The organism is Lysobacter sp. P5_B12 (genome assembly GCF_056400425.1).
On sequence record NZ_JBFULG010000002.1, the window covers coordinates 319,230 to 340,512 of the forward strand.

Annotated in this window: 14 protein-coding genes and 1 pseudogene; 3 read left to right on the forward strand and 12 right to left on the reverse strand. The window is 68.1% G+C overall.

The window, feature by feature from the left end:
* Window positions 1-9 precede the first annotated feature (9 nt).
* The 8 genes from AC1DOM_RS04975 to mrcB form a co-directional block, all read right to left on the reverse strand.
* Entirely contained in the window at window positions 10-231 is a 222-nt protein-coding gene (locus AC1DOM_RS04975; RefSeq protein ID WP_498960815.1) for a hypothetical protein, read from the reverse strand.
* Window positions 228-1,319, reverse strand: coding sequence for a glycosyltransferase family 2 protein (locus AC1DOM_RS04980; RefSeq protein ID WP_498960817.1), 1,092 nt, complete (start codon window positions 1,317-1,319; stop codon window positions 228-230). The genes AC1DOM_RS04975 and AC1DOM_RS04980 overlap by 4 nt, the downstream gene beginning before the upstream one ends.
* The gene (locus AC1DOM_RS04985; RefSeq protein WP_498960819.1) at window positions 1,319-2,230 is read right to left on the reverse strand and encodes a glycosyltransferase family protein; all 912 of its coding nucleotides are present in this window, start codon (window positions 2,228-2,230) and stop codon (window positions 1,319-1,321) included. The genes AC1DOM_RS04980 and AC1DOM_RS04985 overlap by 1 nt, the downstream gene beginning before the upstream one ends.
* 87 nt (window positions 2,231-2,317) lie before the next feature.
* Window positions 2,318-3,016 (reverse strand): tRNA (adenosine(37)-N6)-threonylcarbamoyltransferase complex dimerization subunit type 1 TsaB, encoded by a 699-nt coding sequence (gene tsaB / locus AC1DOM_RS04990; RefSeq protein WP_498960821.1) that lies wholly within the window; start codon window positions 3,014-3,016, stop codon window positions 2,318-2,320.
* Window positions 3,013-3,414, reverse strand: coding sequence for a VOC family protein (locus AC1DOM_RS04995; protein ID WP_498960823.1), 402 nt, complete (start codon window positions 3,412-3,414; stop codon window positions 3,013-3,015). The genes tsaB and AC1DOM_RS04995 overlap by 4 nt, the downstream gene beginning before the upstream one ends.
* The gene (gene yoaA / locus AC1DOM_RS05000; RefSeq protein ID WP_498960825.1) at window positions 3,407-5,395 is read right to left on the reverse strand and encodes a DNA repair helicase YoaA; all 1,989 of its coding nucleotides are present in this window, start codon (window positions 5,393-5,395) and stop codon (window positions 3,407-3,409) included. Before yoaA ends, AC1DOM_RS04995 begins: the two co-directional genes overlap by 8 nt.
* 21 nt (window positions 5,396-5,416) lie before the next feature.
* Window positions 5,417-5,941 (reverse strand): hypothetical protein, encoded by a 525-nt coding sequence (locus tag AC1DOM_RS05005; RefSeq protein WP_498960827.1) that lies wholly within the window; start codon window positions 5,939-5,941, stop codon window positions 5,417-5,419.
* Window positions 5,938-8,358, reverse strand: coding sequence for a penicillin-binding protein 1B (mrcB, locus tag AC1DOM_RS05010; RefSeq protein ID WP_498960829.1), 2,421 nt, complete (start codon window positions 8,356-8,358; stop codon window positions 5,938-5,940). Before mrcB ends, AC1DOM_RS05005 begins: the two co-directional genes overlap by 4 nt.
* 137 nt (window positions 8,359-8,495) lie before the next feature.
* On the opposite strand from mrcB, the gene AC1DOM_RS05015 reads away from it, so the two are divergent.
* Entirely contained in the window at window positions 8,496-10,613 is a 2,118-nt protein-coding gene (locus AC1DOM_RS05015) for a glycosyltransferase (RefSeq protein WP_498960831.1), read from the forward strand.
* On the opposite strand, the gene AC1DOM_RS05020 is transcribed toward AC1DOM_RS05015, so the two are convergent.
* From AC1DOM_RS05020 to hrpA, 3 genes are all read right to left on the reverse strand, one after another.
* Entirely contained in the window at window positions 10,610-12,142 is a 1,533-nt protein-coding gene (locus AC1DOM_RS05020) for a tetratricopeptide repeat protein (RefSeq protein ID WP_498960833.1), read from the reverse strand. The two genes, AC1DOM_RS05015 and AC1DOM_RS05020, sit on opposite strands and share 4 nt — an antisense overlap.
* A 1-nt stretch (window position 12,143) precedes the next feature.
* Entirely contained in the window at window positions 12,144-14,294 is a 2,151-nt protein-coding gene (locus AC1DOM_RS05025) for a RelA/SpoT family protein (protein ID WP_498960835.1), read from the reverse strand.
* A gap of 63 nt (window positions 14,295-14,357) precedes the next feature.
* Window positions 14,358-18,284 carry an ATP-dependent RNA helicase HrpA gene (gene hrpA, locus AC1DOM_RS05030; protein ID WP_498961284.1) on the reverse strand — a complete coding sequence of 1,309 codons (3,927 nt, stop codon included), beginning with the start codon at window positions 18,282-18,284 and terminating at the stop codon, window positions 14,358-14,360.
* Between the two features lie 154 nt (window positions 18,285-18,438).
* Between hrpA and AC1DOM_RS05035 the strand changes: the two are divergent.
* Both AC1DOM_RS05035 and recQ read left to right on the forward strand, forming a co-directional pair.
* Window positions 18,439-18,915, forward strand: a pseudogene (locus AC1DOM_RS05035) (Dps family protein); the annotation flags it as partial.
* Window positions 18,916-19,039: 124 nt separating this feature from the next.
* Window positions 19,040-20,836 (forward strand): DNA helicase RecQ, encoded by a 1,797-nt coding sequence (gene recQ, locus AC1DOM_RS05040; RefSeq protein ID WP_498960837.1) that lies wholly within the window; start codon window positions 19,040-19,042, stop codon window positions 20,834-20,836.
* A gap of 83 nt (window positions 20,837-20,919) precedes the next feature.
* Here the strand turns inward: recQ and AC1DOM_RS05045 are convergent, their stop codons facing one another.
* Window positions 20,920-21,135: a hypothetical protein gene (locus tag AC1DOM_RS05045; RefSeq protein ID WP_498960838.1), complete on the reverse strand. Its 216-nt coding sequence runs from the start codon at window positions 21,133-21,135 to the stop codon at window positions 20,920-20,922.
* Window positions 21,136-21,283 lie beyond the last annotated feature (148 nt).

The window sequence follows — 21,283 nt, forward strand, 5'->3', positions numbered from 1 at the left end:
GCGACACGATCAACGCCCCGCTCCGGTCATGCGGGACACTGCGCGCGCAATGCCGCGCACGCCCGATTCCCACAACACGATGGCCAACAGGGCGCCTGCGAATCCGCTCAGCGAGGCAACGAGAAAGAACATTCGCAGAGTTTCATCCGGCGAGTGCAGCCAACTCCATTGCACTCGGGGGAAGCGCTGGCGCGCGCCGGGATACCAACGGTTCACATCGCGGACAATCATCGGCCGAGCGTTCCAAGGCGCCGGGCCAGGCGCCACGAACGCGACTGTTCGATCTTCACGATCTCCTGCTCGAGTTCGGCTTCGGTCATCCGCCACACGCACAGCGGCTCGCGCTGGCGCTTGCCGCGAAGCACGCGACCGAACGCGCGCATCGAAGCGATCCAGCGCCACAGGCCCGAGTTGAGCAATGCGTTGCAGCGCAGGCGCAGCTGTTCGATACGCAGATCCGGCTCTTCGGCTTTCGTGTTTTCGGGAGGCTCGACCGCGTGCTTCGCCAGTTCGATCCCCATGTCCCGCAGCCGGCGCGCCGAACCTTCGGGCAACAACAGCGGCAGCCGATCCAGCTTGTCCAACACCTGGAAGTAGTTGGATTGCCACTCATCGAAGGCGTGCGTGGCGACCGAGGTTTCCAGGTTGCGCCAGTGGCGGTAGATGCAACCGATCGACGGCGATGCCACGACGCCGGCAAGCGGCGCCGCGCGCAGGATGTAGTCCCAATCCTCGAGCGTGGTGAGCGACGCGTCGAACTGCACATGGATCTCGTGGAAGAGCGCGCGCGGAAACGCCAGGCAATGCAGTGGCGTGCGGTTCTCGACGAGGTGGTCCAGCAGGTCGAATCGCCTGGCGTACACCGGCTTCATCGCGCCGACCGCGCGAGTGGCCGTGCTTCCGACGGCCGGCGACACCAGATCCCAATCCTGGCCGACGGCGACCTGGCGCAGCAACTTTCCCGGCGCTTGTTCCGCGAGCTGCGCGAAGGCTTCCACCCAATTCCCGAGCAGCAGGTCGTCGTCATCGAACACGGCGATGTAGCGTCCCCGCGCCGCGGCGAATCCGGCGTTGAGCGGCGTGGCGCGCGAACCGCCCGCCACGCGGACGAGGCGGACGCGGCCACGCATGTCCTCATGCAGCTCGGCGATGATGCCTTCCACGGCGCGTTGTCGTTCGTCGTCGAGATCGTGGCCGACGATGCAGACTTCGAAATCCTGCGACGACTGCGCGGACAGGCACAGCAGCGACTCGCGCAGGGTCGTGGTGCGATTGCCCTGCGTTCGCATCACGACGGTCAGGAACGGGAGGTCGTGCATCAAAGCGCGAACCTGGTTTGCGAATAGGGACCATCGACGAACGAAGCCACCTTGTGCGCGTTCGCGATCCTGCGCGGCAACGCGCCGCGCGCCTGGCGGCGCTGGAACTGATCCGCAGCCGTGCGCATGTGCGGCGCGTCGCTTGCGATGCAGGTCTGCAGGATCGCGTCGACGACGTCGTCGCGGTCGTACTTGCAGGCCAGCAGCAGCGCGGCTTCCACCGCAATGGCGCCTTCGATCTCGTTGGCGATCCGTGCGCCGCGCTCGCCCAATGGCTTGTCGCGGAACACGAACGCGCTGGGCAGGTAAACAACGCTGCGGCCCGCGAGGCGCGCGCGCCACGACAGATCGACGTCGTTGCAGTGGAAAAAGGTTTCGTCGAAACCACCAAGGCGCTCGAACAACTCGGCCGGCAGCAGCGCGCACGCGGTGGACGCCCACGCTGTTTCGCCGTTCGCTGCGTCGTACGCCTTCGGATCTTCGATCGGCAGTTGTTTGGCTTCGACCAGTCCGGCGGAGCGTTCGGCGAAAGGCTTCGCCAGTTCCAGCAGGAGGTTGGGCGCGACCATCACGTCCGGCGCCATGAGCAGCACGGCGTCGGCGTGTGCCTCCCGAAAAAGCCGGTTATGGCCGCGCGCCGAGCCCACACCGGCCCCGAAGAATCGGTACCCCAGCAACGAAAACGCCGAGTCGGGACGACGCAACGCTTCGACCGAATCCCGCAGCGCGGGCGACGGCGAGCAATCGCCGAAAATCAGCGACACGCTTTGCGCGACGCCCGCGGAAATCGCGATGTCGGCGGCGCGCTCCAGGTGGGCCATGGCGCGCGCAACGACATCGGGCGCATGGCCGCACAGCACGGACTGCACGTGCACCGTGCCGAGCACGGGAAAATTCGAACCTGCGTTCATCGCCCTGTTTCCAATCGCACGTCGCGATCGCAAGGCGCATTTCAGCCGGGTGGCGCTTGGTCCGCCATTGTACTTTCGGGCAGATCGTCAGCGCCGCCTGGCGCGATTCGCTTCCTGCTCCACCAGCGTCAGCGCGACGTTGTCGCGCAAATAGGCCGGCTCCGCGCGCTCCGGCGCAACACCTTCGCCACGTTTGAATGCCTGCGCCGCCAGGCGCGCGACATCGGACGCGCGCGGCAAGGCCGTCGCATCGATGCGCGCGAAGCGATGCGCGCGCGTTTTGCGCAGGTTTCCGTCGAGCGCATCGAAGCCGGTGCCGACGCCGACCCAATCGTTCGAATCATCGGGAAGCAGCACCGCATCCGGCGCAAGCACGCGCTCGTCATCCAGCGCGAACGCGTTGTCGCCTTCGCAACGGAACGCCGCCGCGTAGACCTCGCCCATGCGTGCATCGATCGCGGCGAGCACGTGCGGCGCGCGCGCCTGCAATGCGAGCGCGGCCAGCGTCGACACCGGCACGACCGGCCGATCCAGCGCGAGCGCGACACCTTGCGCCAAGGCGATCGCCAGACGCACGCCCGTGAACGCACCCGGCCCGCGCCCGACGGCGATCGCATCGAGCGCGGTCCGTGCGATGCCCGCCTGCGCGAGCATTTCATCCGCCCACGGCAACGCGAGTTCGGCATGGCGGCGCGGCGCGAGTTCGAAGCGTTCGCACACCTCGCCATCGACCCACACGGCCACCGAACACGCTTCGGTCGCGGTTTCGAAGGCGAGCAGTTTCACGCCGCGGGTTCTTCCGGCGGTTGTTCCCACAATTCGATGAGGCCGCCTTCGGGATCGACCACGTAGCCGAACTTGCCGTATTCGCTCGCCGAGTAGCGCTCGTCGAGGACCTGGCAGCCTTCTTCCTTCAACGCGGCCAACACCGCGTCGAGATCGTCGACGCGCATGTTGATCATGTAGGGCTTGTCGCTGGGCTTGAAATGGTCGGTCGTCGCCTTGAACGGCGTCCACACGCTGTAGGCCGGCGAGCCGTCGTCGCGCTTCCACTTGAAGATATGGCCGCCCCACTCTTCCGAGCCGACACCGAGGTGTTTCGAATACCAGGCGGTCAGCGCCTTGGGATCCTCGGCCTTGAAGAAGATGCCGCCGATGCCGTGGACGCGGGGACGATCAGCCATGGGAGGGCTCCTCGAGGATGGGTTGGAGGGATTCTGCCGCAAAGAACGCGGCCACGTCGGCCACGTCCCGCGTGCGCGCGAAAGGCGGCAAGGATTCGAAGAACACGCGACCATAACTCTTGCCGATCAGGCGCGGATCGCAGAGCACCAGCACGCCGCGGTCGGTCTCGCTGCGGATGAGGCGGCCCACGCCCTGCTTCAGCGCGATCACGGCCTGCGGGAGTTGTTCGTCGCGGAAGGGGTTGCCGCCGCTGCGGCGAATGGCGTCCAGCCGCGCCTCGAACACCGGATCGTCGGGCGCGGCGAAGGGCAGCTTGTCGATGACCACCACACTGAGCGCATCGCCCGCGACGTCGACGCCTTCGCGGAAACTCGCTGCACCGAGCAACACGCCGTTGCCCGATTCGCGGAAACGCTGCAACAGCACGTGGCGCGGCGCTTCGCCCTGCACGAACAAGGGCCATGGGCCCTCGCGCAACGCGGTGGCCGCTTCGCGCAATGCGCGGTGCGAGGCGAACAGGACGAAGGCGCGTCCCTTCGAGGCTTCGAGCACAGGCGTCAAGGCATCGATGACCGCCGCGCCGTAATCGCGCGACATCGGTTCGGGCATGCGCGGCGGCAGGTAACACAGCGCCTGCGCGTTCCAGTCGAAGGGGCTCGGCTCGAGCAGCGTTTGCGGATCGTCCAGGCCCAGGCGCGTGCGCAGATGATCGAAACCACCGGCGACTGACAAGGTCGCGGACGTGAACACCCAGGCGGCGTGCGAACGCAAGCGGTGATCGCGCAGCGGGCCCGAGACATCCAGCGGCGTGCGCTGCAGACGGAAGCCGCGCGGCGAGAGTTCGAACCACAACACGTCGCCTGCGTCCGGTTCGCCCGCCTCCGCGAAATCATCGGCGTCCGGCGATTCGACCCAACGCTTCAACCGCCCCGCGAAATCCTGCGCGCGCGCATGGCACGCCTCGAAACCGGGCGATGCCTCGCGCAGCCCCGACAAGGCATCGACGAAATGCTGCAGGCGCTCCATCAACTGCGCGCACGCCTCGCGCACCGGCGCGTCCTGCAGCGCGCGTCCACGCGTGCCACGCGTGGGCAGCACTTCCATCGCGGCGCGCAACACGCGCGTGGCTTGTTCGAGCTGCTGCGCCGGCCCTTGCACGGTCGCGATCGACGCGCTGACATCCTTGCATTCGCCGATCGCGTCGCGCGCCAGTTCGACCAGCGGCCGCGCGCCGATCCCTTCGCCGAAAAACTGCGCGGCCAAATCCGGCAACTGGTGCGCTTCGTCGACCACGAACGCCTGCGCACCCGGCAGGATTTCGCCGAAGCCTTCCTGCTTGAGCGCGAGATCGGCGAGCAACAGGTGATGATTCACCACGACGATGTCCGCGGCCTGCGCACGCGCGCGCGCCTGCACCACGAAACAATCCGACCAGAACGGGCATTCGCTGCCGAGGCAATTCTCGGCGGTGCTCGTCACCATCGGCAGCAGCGGCGAATCCTCGGGCAGCGCGTCGAGTTCGGCCATGTCGCCCATGCGCGTGCGACCGCTCCACGACACGATGCGCTGGAACTGCGCGATCTGCTCGCGGTTGGCGAAACGCGGCTCGCCCTTCGCACGTTCGAGGCGATGCTTGCACAGATAATTCGCGCGGCCCTTGAGCAACGCGGTCTTGATCGGCGTGCCGAGCGCATCGCGCACGCGGGGCAGGTCGCGCAGGAACAACTGGTCCTGCAGCGCGCGCGTGCCGGTCGAGATGATGGTCTTCAGGCCCGACAACAACGCCGGCACCAGATACGCATACGTCTTGCCCGTGCCCGTGCCCGCTTCGGCAAGCAAGGTGCCACGCGCGTCGAATGCCTCGGCCACCGCAACGGAAAGCCGCTGCTGCGAGGCGCGCGGGGTGAAGGCGTCAATGGCGTCGGCGAGCGCGCCGCCTTCGGCGAGCGCGTCGCGCGCGGCGGCGGACAGGTCGGACATCATGCCTATCTTACGGCCGCATCAATACCGCGGTGGCGCGGTCACCTTGCACGCGTCGCGTTCACGTTGCGCGTCGGCGACGGCCGCCGAATCGCCATGCTCCAGGCGCACGACGCGCACGGTTTCCCAATGGCGCCGGCACAAGGGGCCGACCTTGGCGCCGACCTCGATGGCCTGGCGCGCGAAACGTTCGGCGCCGTCGAGATCGCGGTTCAGCAGCGCGGCTTCGGCGCGTTCCTGGAGGATCGCGGGGTCGTCGCCGACCTGCGCGATCGCCTCGTCGAGGGATTTCGCGGCGTCCGCGGGCCGGCCTTCACGCTCGGCGCGCGTGGCATCGTTGCGCAGGCCTTCGACCATCGGGTCGCGCAGCGGGCGGATCGCGAGTTCGTCTTTCGCATCCTCCGGGCCCGCGGCCGCGCGGATCTGCGCGACGAGCGCGACCGGGTCGTAGGCGGGCGCGATGCTGTCGGCGGCCGGCGGCGGCGCCGATGCGCAGGCCGACAGGCCGACCGCGCACGCCAAGACGAAGGCGAAACGCACCGTCATTGCTGTTCCTGCGGCGCCGGCTGCGCTTGCGGCTGCGGCGGCGGTTGCTGCTGTTGTTGTTCGTCCTTGCCGAAGCCGAACCAGTCGCGCCAGCCGCCCGATTCGTCGGCGCTCTGCGCCTGCACGCTGCAAGGTTCGAAAGGCGGCTGGAACCCGGCGACGAAGGCGAAGCGGCGCGCACCCGGGCATTCGGCGTTGGTCGCGTTGCCGCCGACGACCCACTGCCAATCCAGTCCCTTGTCGCCGATTTCCAGCGGCCGGCTCGGCAGGCGCGAGAAGATGCCGGACCACACGCGCATGCCACCCGTCGCGCCGTACAGTCCCGTCGGCTGGTTCTGGTCGTTGCCGACCCAGACCACCGCCAGATGGTCGCCCGTGTAACCGGCGAACCAACTGTCGCGGCTGTCGTTGGAGGTACCGGTCTTGCCCGCGGCCTGCAGGCGGCCGAGGCCGTCGCTCACGAGCGGACGCCCCGTGCCGGAGGTGACGGCATGCTGCAGCGCCGTTCCGATCAGGCGCGCGGCGATCGCATCGCCTTCCTGCGCGGGCGCCGGTGCGATGTCGTAACGCGTGAGCGCCTTGCCGTTCGCATTGAGCACGCCGCGCACGGCATGCAGCGGCTGGATTTCGCCGCCCGAAGCGAGGAACTGATACAGCTGCGCCATCGCGTAAGGGCTCTGGTCCACCGCACCGAGGATCAGCGCCGGATGCGGATCGGCGTCGATGCCCGCCAGCGCCTTGATCAGCGCGGCCAGGCGGCGCGGATCGACCTGCATGCCCACGCGCACCGTGGCCTGGTTGTAGGACATGCCGAGCGCATCGATCATCCGCACCAGGCCGTGGCTGCGGCCGTCGGAATTGCCGGGCGTCCAGCGCTTGCCGCGACCGAGCGTGACCGCCACCGGCGCATCGTCGACGAAGCTGGCGAGCGAGAATTTGTTCGGCTGCGCAAGCGCGAGCAGGTACACGAAGGGCTTGAGCAGCGAACCCACCGGGCGCTGCGCTTCCACCGCGCGATTGAAGCCGTGCTCCTGGAAACTGCGGCTGCCGACGACGGCGACGACATCGCCGTTGTGCACGTCGGTCACCACCAGGCCGGCCTGCAAGGGCGGGCGCTTCTTGTTTTCGACGGCCTTCAGCGTGCGCGTCACCGCGCCTTCGGCATAGGCCTGCGCCGAGGGCGACATCGCGCTGAGCACGGTCAGGCCCGCGCCCTGCAGGGCATCGGCCGGATAGTCGCGCGCGAGCTGGCGGCGAATGAGGTCGACATACGCCGGGAAACGATTGGCGATGTTCACCGGCGTCTTCGTCACGCCGAGCGGGGCGGCCTTGGCGCGCGCGTATTCCTCGTCGTTGATCAGCCCGGATTCGCGCATCTTGCCGAGCGCGAAATTGCGCCGCTCGGTCGCGCGTTCGGGATTGCGGCGCGGATCGTAGAGCGAGGGGCCGCGCACCATGCCGATCATCAGGGCGATCTGTTCGGTCGACAGGTCGCGCAGGTCGCGGCCGAACCAGAATTCAGATGCCGCGGCCACGCCATGGATCGCCTGCGACCCCTGCTGGCCGAGGTACACCTGGTTGAAGTAGGCCTCGAGGATCGTCTTCTTGTCGTAGCGCGCTTCGATCAGCAGCGCATAGAGGATTTCGTTGAACTTGCGGCTGAAGGTCTGTTCCTTGCCGATGCCGAGCAGGCCGCTGCGGGCGAGCTGCTGGGTGAGCGTGCTCGCGCCCTGCCGGGCTTCGCCCGAGCGCAGGTTGACCCACATCGCGCGCGCGATGCCGGACAGGTCGATGCCGTGGTGGCGGTTGAAGTCGCGGTCCTCCACCGCCTGCAGGCCGGTGACGAGGAGTTCGGGCACTTCCTCGATGCGCACGATGCGGCGCTCTTCCTGCTGCTGGCCGTAGAGCGTGGCGATGCGCGCCGGGTCCAGGCGCGCGGCCTTGATCGCCTGCTTGCGCGCGTGGTCGCGCACGCTGGCCACGCGCGAACCCGACAGCACGAGGTCCACCTGGCGCGGCGCGACCTGGCCGTCGACATCGAAGAACCCGCGGCTGGCGATGCGCCAGCGCCCGCCATCATGCGAATAGGTGCCGGGGCGCACACCCGCGCCATCGTCGCGATAACCGGCGGCTTCCAGTTCGGTCTTCAGCGTCTGCGCATCCATCGCCGTGCCGGCGCGCAACACCAGCGGGCGCGCGTACACGCGCGTGGGCAACTGCCAGCGCAACTGGCCGAAGCGTTCGCCGACCTGGTGGTTGAGGTAGATCGTGTACGGAATCAGGAAACCGAGCCCCAACCCGACCGCGGCCAACCCCCAGGTCAGCAGCCTGCGGCGCCAGCCCGGCACCGTCGCCGTGCCGTGTCCGTCGCGGCCGTCGTCGTCTTCGTCGTATTCGATCCGCGGGGATTTGGGCATTGGGTCTTCAGGGAAAGCCCGCTGGCCAAGGGCCGGGGCGATGCGACAATGGAGCCGCGAGTCTAGCGCAGGGCCTTGTCCACGCCAGTTCGCGCCCCGTGGCCCCACCCCTTTTCTTCAGCCGGAGTTGTGTTGGCATGTCGATGACCCCGGCCGATGCGCGCTTCTTCCTGCGACGGGCCGTCGGACTGGCCACGCGCGGGCTGGCGAGCCTGCGCACGCGGGGTTGGTCGGCGACGCTGGCGCAGGCGCGCCTGCGGTTCGCGCGCGCGCCTTCGGTGGATCGAACGCAGCTGTATCTGCCGCAGGCCACGCCCTTCGCGCCCTTCGCATTGCCCGACACGCTGCAGGTCGCCGGCCCCGCGCCGCGCGCGAGCATCGTGATCCCGGTCTATGGCCAGTTCGCGCGCACGCTCGCCTGCCTGCGCGCTTTGGCGGCGCATCCGCCGGCCGAGCACGCCGAGGTGATCGTCGTCGACGATGGTTCGACGGACGAAACGCCCGACGCCCTGCCCCACGTCGAAGGCCTGCGCTATCACCGGCGCGCCGAAAACGGCGGGTTCATCGCGGCCTGCAACGACGGCGCGTCGCTCGCGCGCGGCGAATACGTGGTCTTCCTCAACAACGACACGATCCCGCAACCCGGCTGGCTCGATGCCTTGCTGCGCACCTTCGATGAACACGCGGACGTCGGCCTGGTCGGCGCGCAACTGCGCTATCCCGATGGGCGCCTGCAGGAAGCCGGCGGCGTCGTGTTCGCCGATGGCAGCGCCTGGAACTACGGCCGCCGCGCGTCCCCCGAAGATTGCCGGTACGCCTACGTGCGCGATTGCGATTACGCCAGCGGCGCGGCGATCGCATTGCCGCGCGCCTTGTTCGCCGAACTCGGCGGCTTCGCGCACGCCTATGCGCCGGCCTACTACGAGGACACCGACCTCGCCTTCGCCGTGCGTGCGCGCGGCTTGCGCGTGCTGTACCAGCCCGACGCGGTGGTCGTGCACGACGAAGGCGGCACCGCGGGCACCGACGTCAACGTCGGCCCGAAGGCGGCGCAGGTGCGCAACCAGGCGCGGTTCGAAGCGCGATGGCGCGATGCGCTCGCCGCGCATGCGCCACCCGGCACGATCCCCACGCCCGCCGTGTTGCATGCGCGCACCCCGCAGGTGCTGATCGTCGATGCGCTGACGCCGCATCCGGACCACGATTCGGGTTCGCTGCGGCTGGTGAACCTGATGCGGTTGCTGCGCGAAGAAGGCGCGCATGTCGTCTTCCTCCCGGCCAATCGCGCGAACGACGGCGCCGCCACGCACGCGCTGCAGCAACTGGGCGTGGAATGCTGGCACGCGCCCTTCGCGCCGCGTGCGCCGGCGTGGTTCCGCGAACATGGGCCGCGATTCGACACGATCGTGCTCAGCCGCCATTACGTCGCCGCCGAATTCCTCCCGCTCGCGCGCCGTTACGCGCCGCAGGCGCGCGTGGTCTTCGATACGGTCGACCTGCATTACCTGCGCGAAGCGCGCGGCGCGGAACTGGCGAACGACGCCGCCCAGCGCCGCGGCGCGCTGCGCACGCGTGCGCTGGAACTGGACGTGATCGCGCGCAGCGACGCCACGCTGGTGGTGAGCGAGGTCGAGCGCAAGCTGCTCGCCATCGACGCACCGGGCGCGCAGGTCGACATCCTGTCGAACCTGCACCAGGTCGCAGGCGCGGGCCAGCCCTTCGCGCAGCGCGCAGACCTCGTGTTCGTCGGCGGGTTCCGCCATCCGCCGAACGTCGATGCGGTGCGCTGGTTCGTCGAAGCGATCTTCCCCACGGTGCGCGCGCGCCTGCCGCAGGTGCGTTTCCATTGCATCGGCAGCCACGCGCCGGACGAAATCCGCGCGCTGGGCAAGGTCGAAGGCGTCATCGTGCACGGGCACGTGCCCGACATCGATCCCTACATGCGCGGCGCGCGCATCGCGATCGCGCCGCTGCGTTTCGGCGCCGGCGTGAAGGGCAAGGTCAACCTGAGCATGGCGCACGGGCAACCGGTGGTCGCCACCTCCTGCGCGGTGGAAGGCATGCATCTGCGCGCGGGCGAAGACGTGCTGGTCGCCGATGAAGCGCAGGCCTTCGCCGATGCGATCGTGCGCCTGTACGAAGACGAAGCGTTGTGGACGCACCTTCGCGACAACGCGCTGGTGAATGTCGAACGACACTTTTCGCTCGACGCCGGGCGCGCGGTCGTGCGACGCGTGCTGCTCAACAAGCCTTAACGGCGCGAAGCCAGCCGCAGGCGCTCGGCGAAGGCATCGAGCCCTTCGGCATTCGGATCCAACGCACGCGCGGACATCAACGCGCGTTGCGCGGTCGTGATTTCCCCCGCGCCCAAGCGTTCCTGGCCCACTGCGATCCAGCGCATCGCCAGGCGGTTGTGGTCCTGCAATACGCTGGCCCGGTCGTCGCCGAGTTGGTCGCGCGCATCCAGGCAACCTTCCGCGCGAACGAGGCGATTGGTCCGCAACGCATCGTCGAAACACGTGCGTGCCGCAGGCAGGAGACGCGCCTGCGCGGCTTTCACCGACGGATCGTCCGGCGCGAGCGCGCGTGCACGGCGAATCTGGTCGTACGCACTGTCGCCGGGCGGCGTGAGCAGGTCGCCGCGCGCCTCGGATTCGGCGGCGCCGGCGAGCAGTCGACGTACTTCGGCGATGCGGCCGGGCGACGAAGCACGCAACGGCAATCGTTCGCCGCGGGCGCGCGATTGCGCGAGGTGGCGTTCGGCCTCGGCGATCGCAGGCGATTTCGGATCGATGACCCGTGCCAGGTCCAGCGCGCGCTGGGCTTCGTCGAAATCGAAGTCCGAGGCTGCGCGCTGGCTGCGCTTGGCCCAGGCCTCCGCAAGGCGCGCGAGGTTGTCGCGTGCCTGCGCGTCGTTCGGATCCAACGCGAGTGCCGCGCGATAGGCATCCGTCGCCGCGTCGAGTTGCTTTCCGCGAAGGGCGGTATCGCCACGCGCGCGTTGTCTGTCGCGTGCCTGTGTCAGTGCGGCCTGCGCATCGGGCAAGCCGACGTGGCCCGGGTCGAATTCCCGCACGCGCGCCACCATCGTCGCCGCTTCGTCGAATTCGCCACGCGACAGGCGCGCCTGCGCCTGCTGCAGGAGGTGCGACAGGGCGTCTTCCCGCCCTTCCAGCGCGGTGTTGTTCGCCGGCTGCAGTGTCAGCACTTCCTTGTACAGCGGCAGCGCGGCCGTGGGATCGCCATCGAGATGTCCGGCCTGTCGCGCCTTGTCCGCGTCGGCGAGCAGCGTGTCGATGGCGACCAGGTCCACTTCCTGTTGTCGCAAACGATCTTCGATGCGAACGACCTGCGCATCGGGGACCGCAAGCTCGCGCGCGAGCCGCAAGGCCAGGTGCGCTTCCTGGAAGCGGCGCGCGTCCGTCGCCTTGTCCGCTTTCGCCAACGCGACTTCGCCCACGCGCTGCAGGCCTGCGCGCGCTTCGTCGCGATCGGAATCCATCGCGAGCGCCGCGGCGTACAACTCGCGCGCGCCGGTGCCGTCGGGCGCGGTGAGTTTGCCGGCCTGCAAGGCACGCGCGGCCGCATCGAGCGTCTGCTGGTATTGCGCTTCGGGATAGACCTTGTCGGACATCGGTTGCCGGAACGCGACGATCAGCACCACGAGCCCGACCACGGCGACCGCGCCGATCTCCACGCGCCGGCGCAACGCAGGCGGCCAGCGCCGCAGCCAGTCGAACAGGCGCAGGCGGAGCGGATCGCGGCGGAGCGGCACGCGGGGCATGTCAGGTCGCACGCCGTGCGTCTTCCACGCCAGGCACGGACGACAGCTTGCCGAGCAGCGAGGAGAGTTGGCCGTAATCGGACACGCGCAACCGCAGGTTGATGCGCACGCGGCCCGTGCCGCGTTCGGGATCGCCGGAAATCGACGCGACGTGGGCGTTCTCCTGCGCGATCAGGTTGGTCAGGTCCTTCAGCAACCATTTGCGATCGAGCGCGAGCAGCACGACATCGACATCGTGCCCGCCCCCCACGCCGCCCCATTCGACGGGGATCGCGCGTTGCGGTTGTGCCGCGGCCAGGCGTTCGTAGGTCGCGCATCCCGCGCGATGCACCGATATGCCCTTGCCGCGCGTGAGGTAACCGACGATGGGCTCGCCCGGCAGCGGCTGGCAGCAGCGCGCAGGTTGCGCGAGCAGGTTGCCGACGCCGGCGATGGTGAAGTCCGAGCGTCCCTTCTTCGCCGGCGCGCGCGAGACGACGGGCGATGGGACGGATTCGGGTTCGGCGAGCGCACGCTCGTGTTCGAGCAACGCGCGACCGACCTGGTGCGGGCCGACGTCGCCCAACGCGACGAGCACGACGAGCTCGTCTTCGTTGGAAACATTGAAACGCGACAACACCGGCGACAGGTCGGCTTTCGCCAGGCCCAGGCGCTTGAGTTCCTTGTCGAGCAGCTCGCGCCCGGCCAGCAGGTTGCGCGCGCGATCGAGCTTGTGGAACCAACTGCGCACCTTCTCGCGCGAACGCGGGCTCGCAAGGAACCCGTTGGATTGCACGAGCCAGTCGCGCCGCGGTTCTGCGACCTTGCCGGTGAGGATTTCGACGCGATCGCCGCTGTGCAGCACGTGGTCGAGCGGCACGATGCGGCCATCGACCTTCGCACCGCGCGTGCGATGGCCGACGTCGGTGTGCAGCCGATAGGCGAAATCGACCGGGGTCGCGCCCTGCGGCAAGTCGATGACTTCGCCGCGCGGCGTGAGCACGTAGACGCGATCCTCGACGAGTTCGCTGTCGAGCTCGCGCAACAGGTTCGCTTCTTCGCCCGGCGTGCCTTCCAGCAACTGCCGCATCCACGCGATGCGCTTTTCCATCGCGGCGTCGGCGCCCTTGCTGGTCGCGCGGCCTTCCTTGTATTTCCAGTGCGCGGCGACGCCGAGCTCGGCCTGCGCATGCATCTGGTGCGTGCGGATCTGCACTTCGAGCGTCTTGCCTTCAGGCCCGATCACCGCGGTGTGCAGCGAGCGATAGTCGTTGCGCTTGGGACGCGCGATGTAATCGTCGAACTCGTCCGGCACCGGCAGCCACAGCGCATGCACGACACCGAGCACGGCGTAGCAGGCGGGCACGTCGTCGACGAGCACGCGCAATGCGCGCAGGTCGTAGAGCTCGCCGATGGGCGCGTTCTTCTTCTGCATCTTCCGCCAGATGCTGTAGATGTGCTTCGGGCGGCCGGCGACTTCGCCGCGGATGCCCGATGCGTCGAGCGCTTCGCGCAGCGTGTCCTTGACCGTTTCGATGTAACGCTCGCGGCCGCTGCGCTTGTCGTCGAGCAGGCGTGCGATCTGCTGGTAGGTCTGCGGCTCCAGGTACCGGAACGCGAGGTCTTCCAGCTCCCACTTCAACTGCCAGATGCCCAGGCGGTTGGCGAGCGGCGCGTGGATGTCGCGCGTGAGTTGCGCGAGCGCGCGTTGTTGGTCGGGTGGCGCGTTGGCGGCCAGGCGCAGGCGCGCGAGGTGGCGCGAGAGCAGCACCAGCACCACGCGCAGATCGCGGACGATCGCCAGCAGCAGGCGGCGCAGGCCTTCGCTGTTGCCGTGGCCACGTTGTTCGGCGTGCAGCGCCCACACCTGCACGGCCGCGCGCTGGCCTTCGAGCAGCGCGACGATCTGCGGATGCTCCTTGTCCAGGCGAGGGCGTAGCTGCGCTTCCACCGCCGGCAACGCGCGCAGCACCGCAGCCGCTGTCACGTCGCCGTCCGCGCCGAGTTTGGCCAGGGAAGCGAGCGTATCGGCGAGCACCGCCGGCGGATCGGGCGCTTGTGCGAACGGATCGCCGTCGACCTGCAGCATCGCGTCGCGCAGGGGTTGCGGGATGGCATCGGCCGGCGGCAGCGCCAGCAAAGCGGGCAATGTGAGGGGGGTGAGCTTGCTCAAGGGTTCGAATCCTGCGACAGCCCTACAGTACCGCGCCCCGTGCGAAGGGCGCGGGAGCGCCGTTCATTCACCGCGAAGCCGCGCCAGCCGCGCCGCGAGCCGCTTGGGCGAGACTCCCGCGCGCGCGCCGAGTTCCTGCGCAAACAGCGACACCCGCAACTCCTCCAGGTCCCAGCGCAAGGCCTGCCACTCGGGATCCAGCGCCGCATCGGCGCCGGCAGCGGCCAGCGCATCGGCGAAGGGCTTGAGTTCGAGCATGCGGGCCTGGTCGCGGGCGGGGTCGCGCAGGGCGCGCTCGCTGCGCAGGACCAGCGCGCGCAGGTAGCGCGGGTAGTCGGCGAGCGCGGCGGCCGGCACGTCGCGCAGGAATCCCGGCGGCACCAGCGCGGCCAGTTGCCGCCGCATGTCGTCGAGATTGCCGCTCGCCCAGCCCACCAGCTTGCTGTCCAGGCCCGCGCGGACCTCCGCGACGAGGCCGAGGATCGTTTCGGCCTGGCGCAGGCGCGCGGTCGCTTCGGGGAACAGGCCCTTGGAGATGGCCTCGCGGCGCGCGTCGAAAGCGGCGGTGTCGCGGACATTCTCCAGATCGTCGGCCGCGAGCGCGGCGAACGCACCTTCGATGAGATCGGCGCGCAGGCGATCGGAGTCGTTGCCGGACAGATCGCGCGGGGCGGCCGATTCGATGGCCGCGTACAGCAGCGCGAGTTTTGGCTGGATCGGCAGTTGCTTGCGCGCCTGTTTCAATTTGTCCGCAAGTTCCAGGCGCAGCAGGCGACGCACACCCTGCGGATGTCGGCGATCGGCTTCGGCGCGGCTCGCGTGCACCGTGAGCGCGACCGATTCGCCGCGATCCTCCAGCGCCGGATACGCGGGCACGCCACCGGCGCCGGGCACCGAAGGCGGAATCGGCTGTTCGGGGAAATGCACGAGGCCTTGTTGCGCGAGACCCTCCGCGGCCCGCGCGGCGAAGGCGGCCTGCGCACGTGCGCCGAAGCGGGCGCGCAAATCGGCCAGATCGCGGGATTCGGCGAGGACCGGCGCCTCCCTGCCCTGCTTCACCACATCGAGCAGACGCAGGTTCGCATGCAGGTGCGAATCGATCGATGCAGGGTCGAATTCCGTCGCCGCAATCGCCACGCCGGTGAGCTTGTGCAGGAAGCGCGCCAGTTCGCCTTCGATCGCATCGCCGGTCGGTTGCGGAAACGCTTCGGCGAAGGCGCGCGCGAAATCCGGCGCCGGCACGAAGTTGCGACGCAAGGCCTTCGGCAGCGACTTGATCAGCGCGCTCGCCTTGTCGGCGACGAAGCCCGGTGCAAGCCAGGAAAGCCGCGCGGCATCGAGCGCGTTGAGCAAATGCAGCGGTACCACGACCGTCATGCCGTCGTCGGGCGCGCCGGGTTCGAAGCGATAACGCACGGCCAGGCGCGCCTCGCCGATCGGGAAATACGGGGGAAAACGCGTCGCATCGCTTTCGTCGCCGACCATCAGGTCGGACAGCGACCATTCCAGCGATGCTTTCTGTTCCTTCGACAGACGCGCATACCACGCATCCAGCGCCTGCGCGTTGTGCACATGCGGCGGCAGGCGATCCAGATACCACTGCGCCTGCCAGTCGTCGTCGACGACCAGGCCGGTGCGCCGTTGCTTGGCTTCCTCTTCCTTCGCCTTCGCGAGCATCGCCAGGTTGCGCGGCAGGAAGGCGGCACGCGTGTTGATCTCGCCCGTCACCAGTGCATCGCGCGCGAAGATCTGCCGCGCTTCTTCCGGGAACAGCGCGCCGTAATGGATCGGCCGCTTGGGCGCGAGCACCAGCCCGAACAGGGAAATCTGCTCGCTGCCGACCACGCGCCCTTGCGAGCGCGCCCAACGCGGATCGTGCTGGCGGCGCGCGAGCAGGTGCGGCAAGGCCTCGATCGCCCACTCCGGCTCGATGGTGCCGTTGGTCAGCGACCAAACACGCTCGGTATCGAGCAGCGTGGCCGACAACACCCACGGCGGCGGCTTCTTCGCCAAAGGCGAGCCCGGGAACAGCTGGAATTTGCGCCCGCGCGGGCCGTCGTAGATGTTGCGGTCGCCGCGGTTGCCGACCTGCGTCGGCAAGCCCGTCAGCAATGCGCGATGCAGGTCCGCGTAGGGCGCGTCGGCGTCGTTCTGTTGCCATCCGAGTTCATCGCACAGCAACTTCAACTGGCGATGCAGTTCGCGCCACTCGCGCAGGCGCAGGAAGCCGAGGAAATGTTTCTCCGCCCACTGGCGCAGTTTCGACTGCGTGAGGTCTTCGTGCGCCTGCCGGTAGGCGTCCCACAATTTGACGATGCCGACGAACTCGGATTTGGGGTCGGCGAATTCCGCGTGCGCGGTGTCTGCCGCGCCGCGCTGGTCCGCCGGACGCTCGCGCGGATCCTGGATGCCGAGGAAGGCGGCGATCGCCAACATCTCGCGCAAACAACCGCGTTCGTTGGCGGCGATGAGCATGCGCGCGAGCTTCACGTCGACGGGCAGGCGCGCCATCGTGCGGCCGATGGGCGTGAGCTTGCGCAACCCCTTGTCGCCCTCTTCGATCGCGCCGAGTTCCTGCAACTGCTGCCAGCCATCGGCGACCGCGCGCGGCTCGGGCGGTTCGAGGAAGGGGAAGTCCTCGATGCGCCCCAGGCCCAGCGACAACATGCGCAGGATCACGCCGGCCAAGGCTGCGCGGCGGATCTCCGGATCGGTGAAGCGCGGGCGCGATTCGAAATCCGCTTCCGCGTACAGGCGATAACACGTGCCCGGTGCGATGCGTCCGCAGCGGCCCTTGCGCTGGTCGGCGCTGGCCTGGCTGATCGGTTCGATGTGCAGGCGATCGAGTTTCTGCCGCGGGCTGTAACGCTTGACGCGCGCAAGCCCCGGATCGACGACTGCGTGGATGCGCGGCACCGTCAGCGAGGTCTCGGCGACGTTGGTCGCGAGCACGATGCGCCGCTTCGGGCCCGGATTGAACACACGGTCCTGGTCTTTCGCGGAGAGTCGCGCATAGAGCGGCAGGATTTCCGTGTGGCGATATTTGCGCCGCTCCAGCGCCAGGTGCGCATCGCGGATTTCGCGCTCGCCCGGCAGGAAGATCAGCGTGTCGCCCATCGGGTGATCGCGCGCGATTTCGTCGCACGCGCCGACGATGCCGTCGAGCACGGTGCGATCGCCCGTGTCCTCGCCCTCGCCTTCGATCGGCCGCCAGCGCACATCGACGGGATACCCGCGGCCTTCGACGCTGACCACTGGCGCGTCGTTGAAATGCGCGGAGAAACGCGCGGTGTCGATCGTCGCCGAGGTGACGATGATCTTCAGGTCCTTGCGGCGTTCGAGCAGTTGCTTCAGGTAGCCGAGCAGGAAATCGATGTTGAGGCTGCGTTCGTGCGCCTCGTCGACGATGATCGTGTCGTAGGCCGACAGCCAGCGATCGGACTGGATTTCGGCGAGCAGGATGCCGTCGGTCATGAACTTCACCGCGGTCTGCTCGGAGACGTTGTCGGTGAAGCGCACCTGGTAGCCGACCGCGCCGCCCATCGGCACCTTCAGTTCCTCGGCGACACGCCGGGCCACCGCGCGCGCGGCGATGCGGCGCGGCTGCGTGCAACCGATCATGCCCGCCGCGCCGCGACCGGCGGCCAGGCACAACTTCGGCAACTGCGTGGTCTTGCCCGAGCCGGTTTCGCCGGCGATCACGACCACCGGATGGCGACGGATCAGTTCGACGATGCGATCGGCTTCGGCCGCGATGGGGAGCGTGTCGTCCACGGCCGCCTGCGGCAACCGCGCGGCGCGGAGCTCGCGCGCTTCGACCGAACGGGCCAGCGCGGCGGCGAACGCATCGCGCGCGGCTTCATCGCCAGGCTTGGCGTTCCAGCGGTTCCACAGCCCCAGCAGGCGGCCGCGATCCTTCGACAATCCGCCGTCGATCGCCCGCCTGCCCTGCGATGACGCGCCCTTTGCACCGGTATCCATACACTCCAAGACCATTCACCGAATCAATCGCGACGCAAGCAACTATCGATTTCCGTCGCCAACCCCGCCCCACTATTGTGATCGCAACCCGACGCGAAGGAGCACCAACCGCATGGCCACCCCCGCCAAGAGCCTCAAAGAAGACCCGCAGGTCGGCGGCAACGCCCCCGACATCGACATCGGGATCAGCACCGACGACCGCAAGAAAATCTCCGAATCCCTGATGGTGTCGCTGGCGGACGCCTTCACGCTGTACCTGAAGACCCACAATTTCCATTTCAACATCACGGGCGAGATGTTCAACAGCCTGCATACGATGTTCGAGACCCAGTACAACGAGCAGTGGATGGCCTTCGACGAGATCGCCGAACGCATCCGCGCCCTGGGCTACAACGTGCCGGCCTCCTATGATGATTTCCAGCGCCTGACCAGCATCAAACCGGGCACGAAGGTCGAACATACCGATTGGCGGGAGATGGTGCGCCAGCTGGTGGTGGGCAATGAAGCGGTCGCGCGCGCGCACCGCAAATCGCTGGAAATCGCCGACAAGGCCGGCGACGACCCGACCGTCGACATGCTGACGCAGCGCCTGAAGGTGCATGAGAAGAACGCGTGGATGCTGCGCGCGTTGCTGCAGTAGCGAAAGAGCGGGAATAGGGAACAGGGAATAGGGAATAGGTGAACTACTATTCCCCATTCCCCATTCCCCGCTTTTGCCGACGACTCGGCGCCACCGCGCTTGACGCCGCTGCTACCCTTCCACCATGCAGCGCGCCCTCGACACCCTCCGCCACGTTTTCGGTTACGACGCCTTCCGCGGCGTGCAGGGCGCGATCGTCGGGCACGTCGCCGAAGGCGGCGATGCGCTGGTGCTCATGCCCACCGGCGGCGGCAAGTCCCTGTGCTACCAGTTGCCCGCCCTGCTGCGGCAGGGCACGGCGATCGTCGTCTCGCCGCTGATCGCGCTGATGCAGGACCAGGTCGAAGCCCTCCGGCAATTGGGGGTGAAGGCCGCATTCCTCAACTCCTCGCTCGATGCCGGGCAAGCGGTGTCGGTCGAACGCGCGTTCGCCGATGGCCATCTCGATCTGCTCTACGTTGCACCGGAGCGCCTGCTGACGCCGCGGTTCCTGTCGTTGATGGAACGCGCGCGCATCGCGCTGTTCGCGATCGACGAAGCGCACTGCGTTTCGCAATGGGGCCACGACTTCCGGCCCGAATACCGCCAACTCACGCTGCTGCACGAACGCTGGCCGGACGTACCGCGCATCGCGCTGACCGCCACCGCCGACGCCCCCACGCGCCGCGAGATCGTCGAGCGTTTGAAACTGGAGGACGCGCGCCAGTTCGTCAGCTCCTTCGATCGCCCCAACATCCGCTACACGGTCGTCGCCAAGCAGGACAGCCGGCGGCAGCTCGTCGATTTCCTCGGCGCGCGGCGGCGCGAGTCGGGCATCGTGTATTGCCTCTCGCGCAAGAAAGTCGAGCAGACCGCGGAATTCCTCGTCGCGCAGGGGTTTTCCGCACTGCCCTACCACGCCGGGCTCGATGCGGAGAAACGCGCCGCGCACCAACGGCGCTTCCTGCGCGAAGACGGCATCGTCATGTGCGCGACGATCGCCTTCGGCATGGGCATCGACAAACCCGACGTGCGTTACGTCGCGCACCTGGACTTGCCGAAATCGCTCGAAGGCTACTACCAGGAAACCGGCCGCGCCGGCCGCGACGGAGATCCGGCGGATGCCTGGATGGCCTACGGCCTCGGCGATGCGGTTCTGTTGCAGCGGATGATCGAGGAGTCCGAATCCGGCGAAGAGCGCAAGCGCCTGGAGCGCCGCAAGCTCGATGCGCTGATCGGCTACTGCGAATCCACCGCGTGCCGCCGCCAGACCCTGCTCGCGTATTTCGGCGAACCCCACGCAGGCGAATGCGGCAACTGCGACAACTGCATCGCGCCGCCGCGCAGCTGGGACGGCACGGTCGCCGCGCAGAAAGCCTTGTCGTGCGTGTATCGCACCGGGCAGCGCTTCGGCGCCGCCCATGTCATCGACGTCCTGCGCGGCGCACAGACGCAGAAGGTATTCCAGTTCGGGCACGAGAACGTCAGCACCTACGGCGTCGGCACCGAACTCGATGCCAGGCAATGGCGCAGCGTGTTCCGGCAACTCGTCGCGGGCGGCTGGCTCGCGGTGGATGTCGAAGGCCATGGCGCGCTTCGCCTGACCTCCGCGAGCGCGGGCCTGCTGAAAGGCGAAACGACCTTGACCTTGCGCGCGGAAACAGAGAAAGCGCCGAAGCGGCGAGAATCGAAAAACGCCGAGGTCGTTGCAGACCTGCCGGAAGATGCAGCGCAACGGTTCGAAGCCTTGCGCGCCTGGCGCAGCAGCGTGGCGCGGGAACAAGGCGTGCCGGCTTACGTCATCTTCCATGATGCGACGTTGCGGCAGATTGCGTTGCAGGAACCCGGAGACCTGGACGCCCTGGCACGGGTCCAAGGCGTCGGGGTGGCGAAGTTGGAGCGTTACGGGCGCGAAGTGCTCGAGATTCTCGTTCCCGAATGAACGCACATACGACGACGGGAAGACCTCTCGGCCTTCCCGTCGCCAGCCCTGATCAAAGGCTGTTTATTGCATTGGCGAACGCGTCAGCTTTTCTTGTTCTGGTCGCTGCTGCGTGCCTGGTCGGTGCTCTGCGTGCCGGACTTGCCGGAGCCGCCCTGCATGTCGCGGTCGGCGTCCTTCGGGTTGGCCTGGCGCTGTGCGCCCGAATCCTTGCCCATGCCCTGCTGACCGGCCTGCTGGCTCTTGTCCTGCGGGCTGCCCGGGTTCTGCTGAGTACGATCGTTCTGATTGTTGGCCATCGTGATTCTTCTCCGTCTGGTTACCAATGCTCCGGCGTGTGTTTCTCCGGCCCGCCCAGTCTGCAATTGGTTGCATGAGAAACACGTGATACGTCCGCGCATTCAGCGCGCAATCGAAGGTATTACTTCAACTGCGCGCTGAACATCG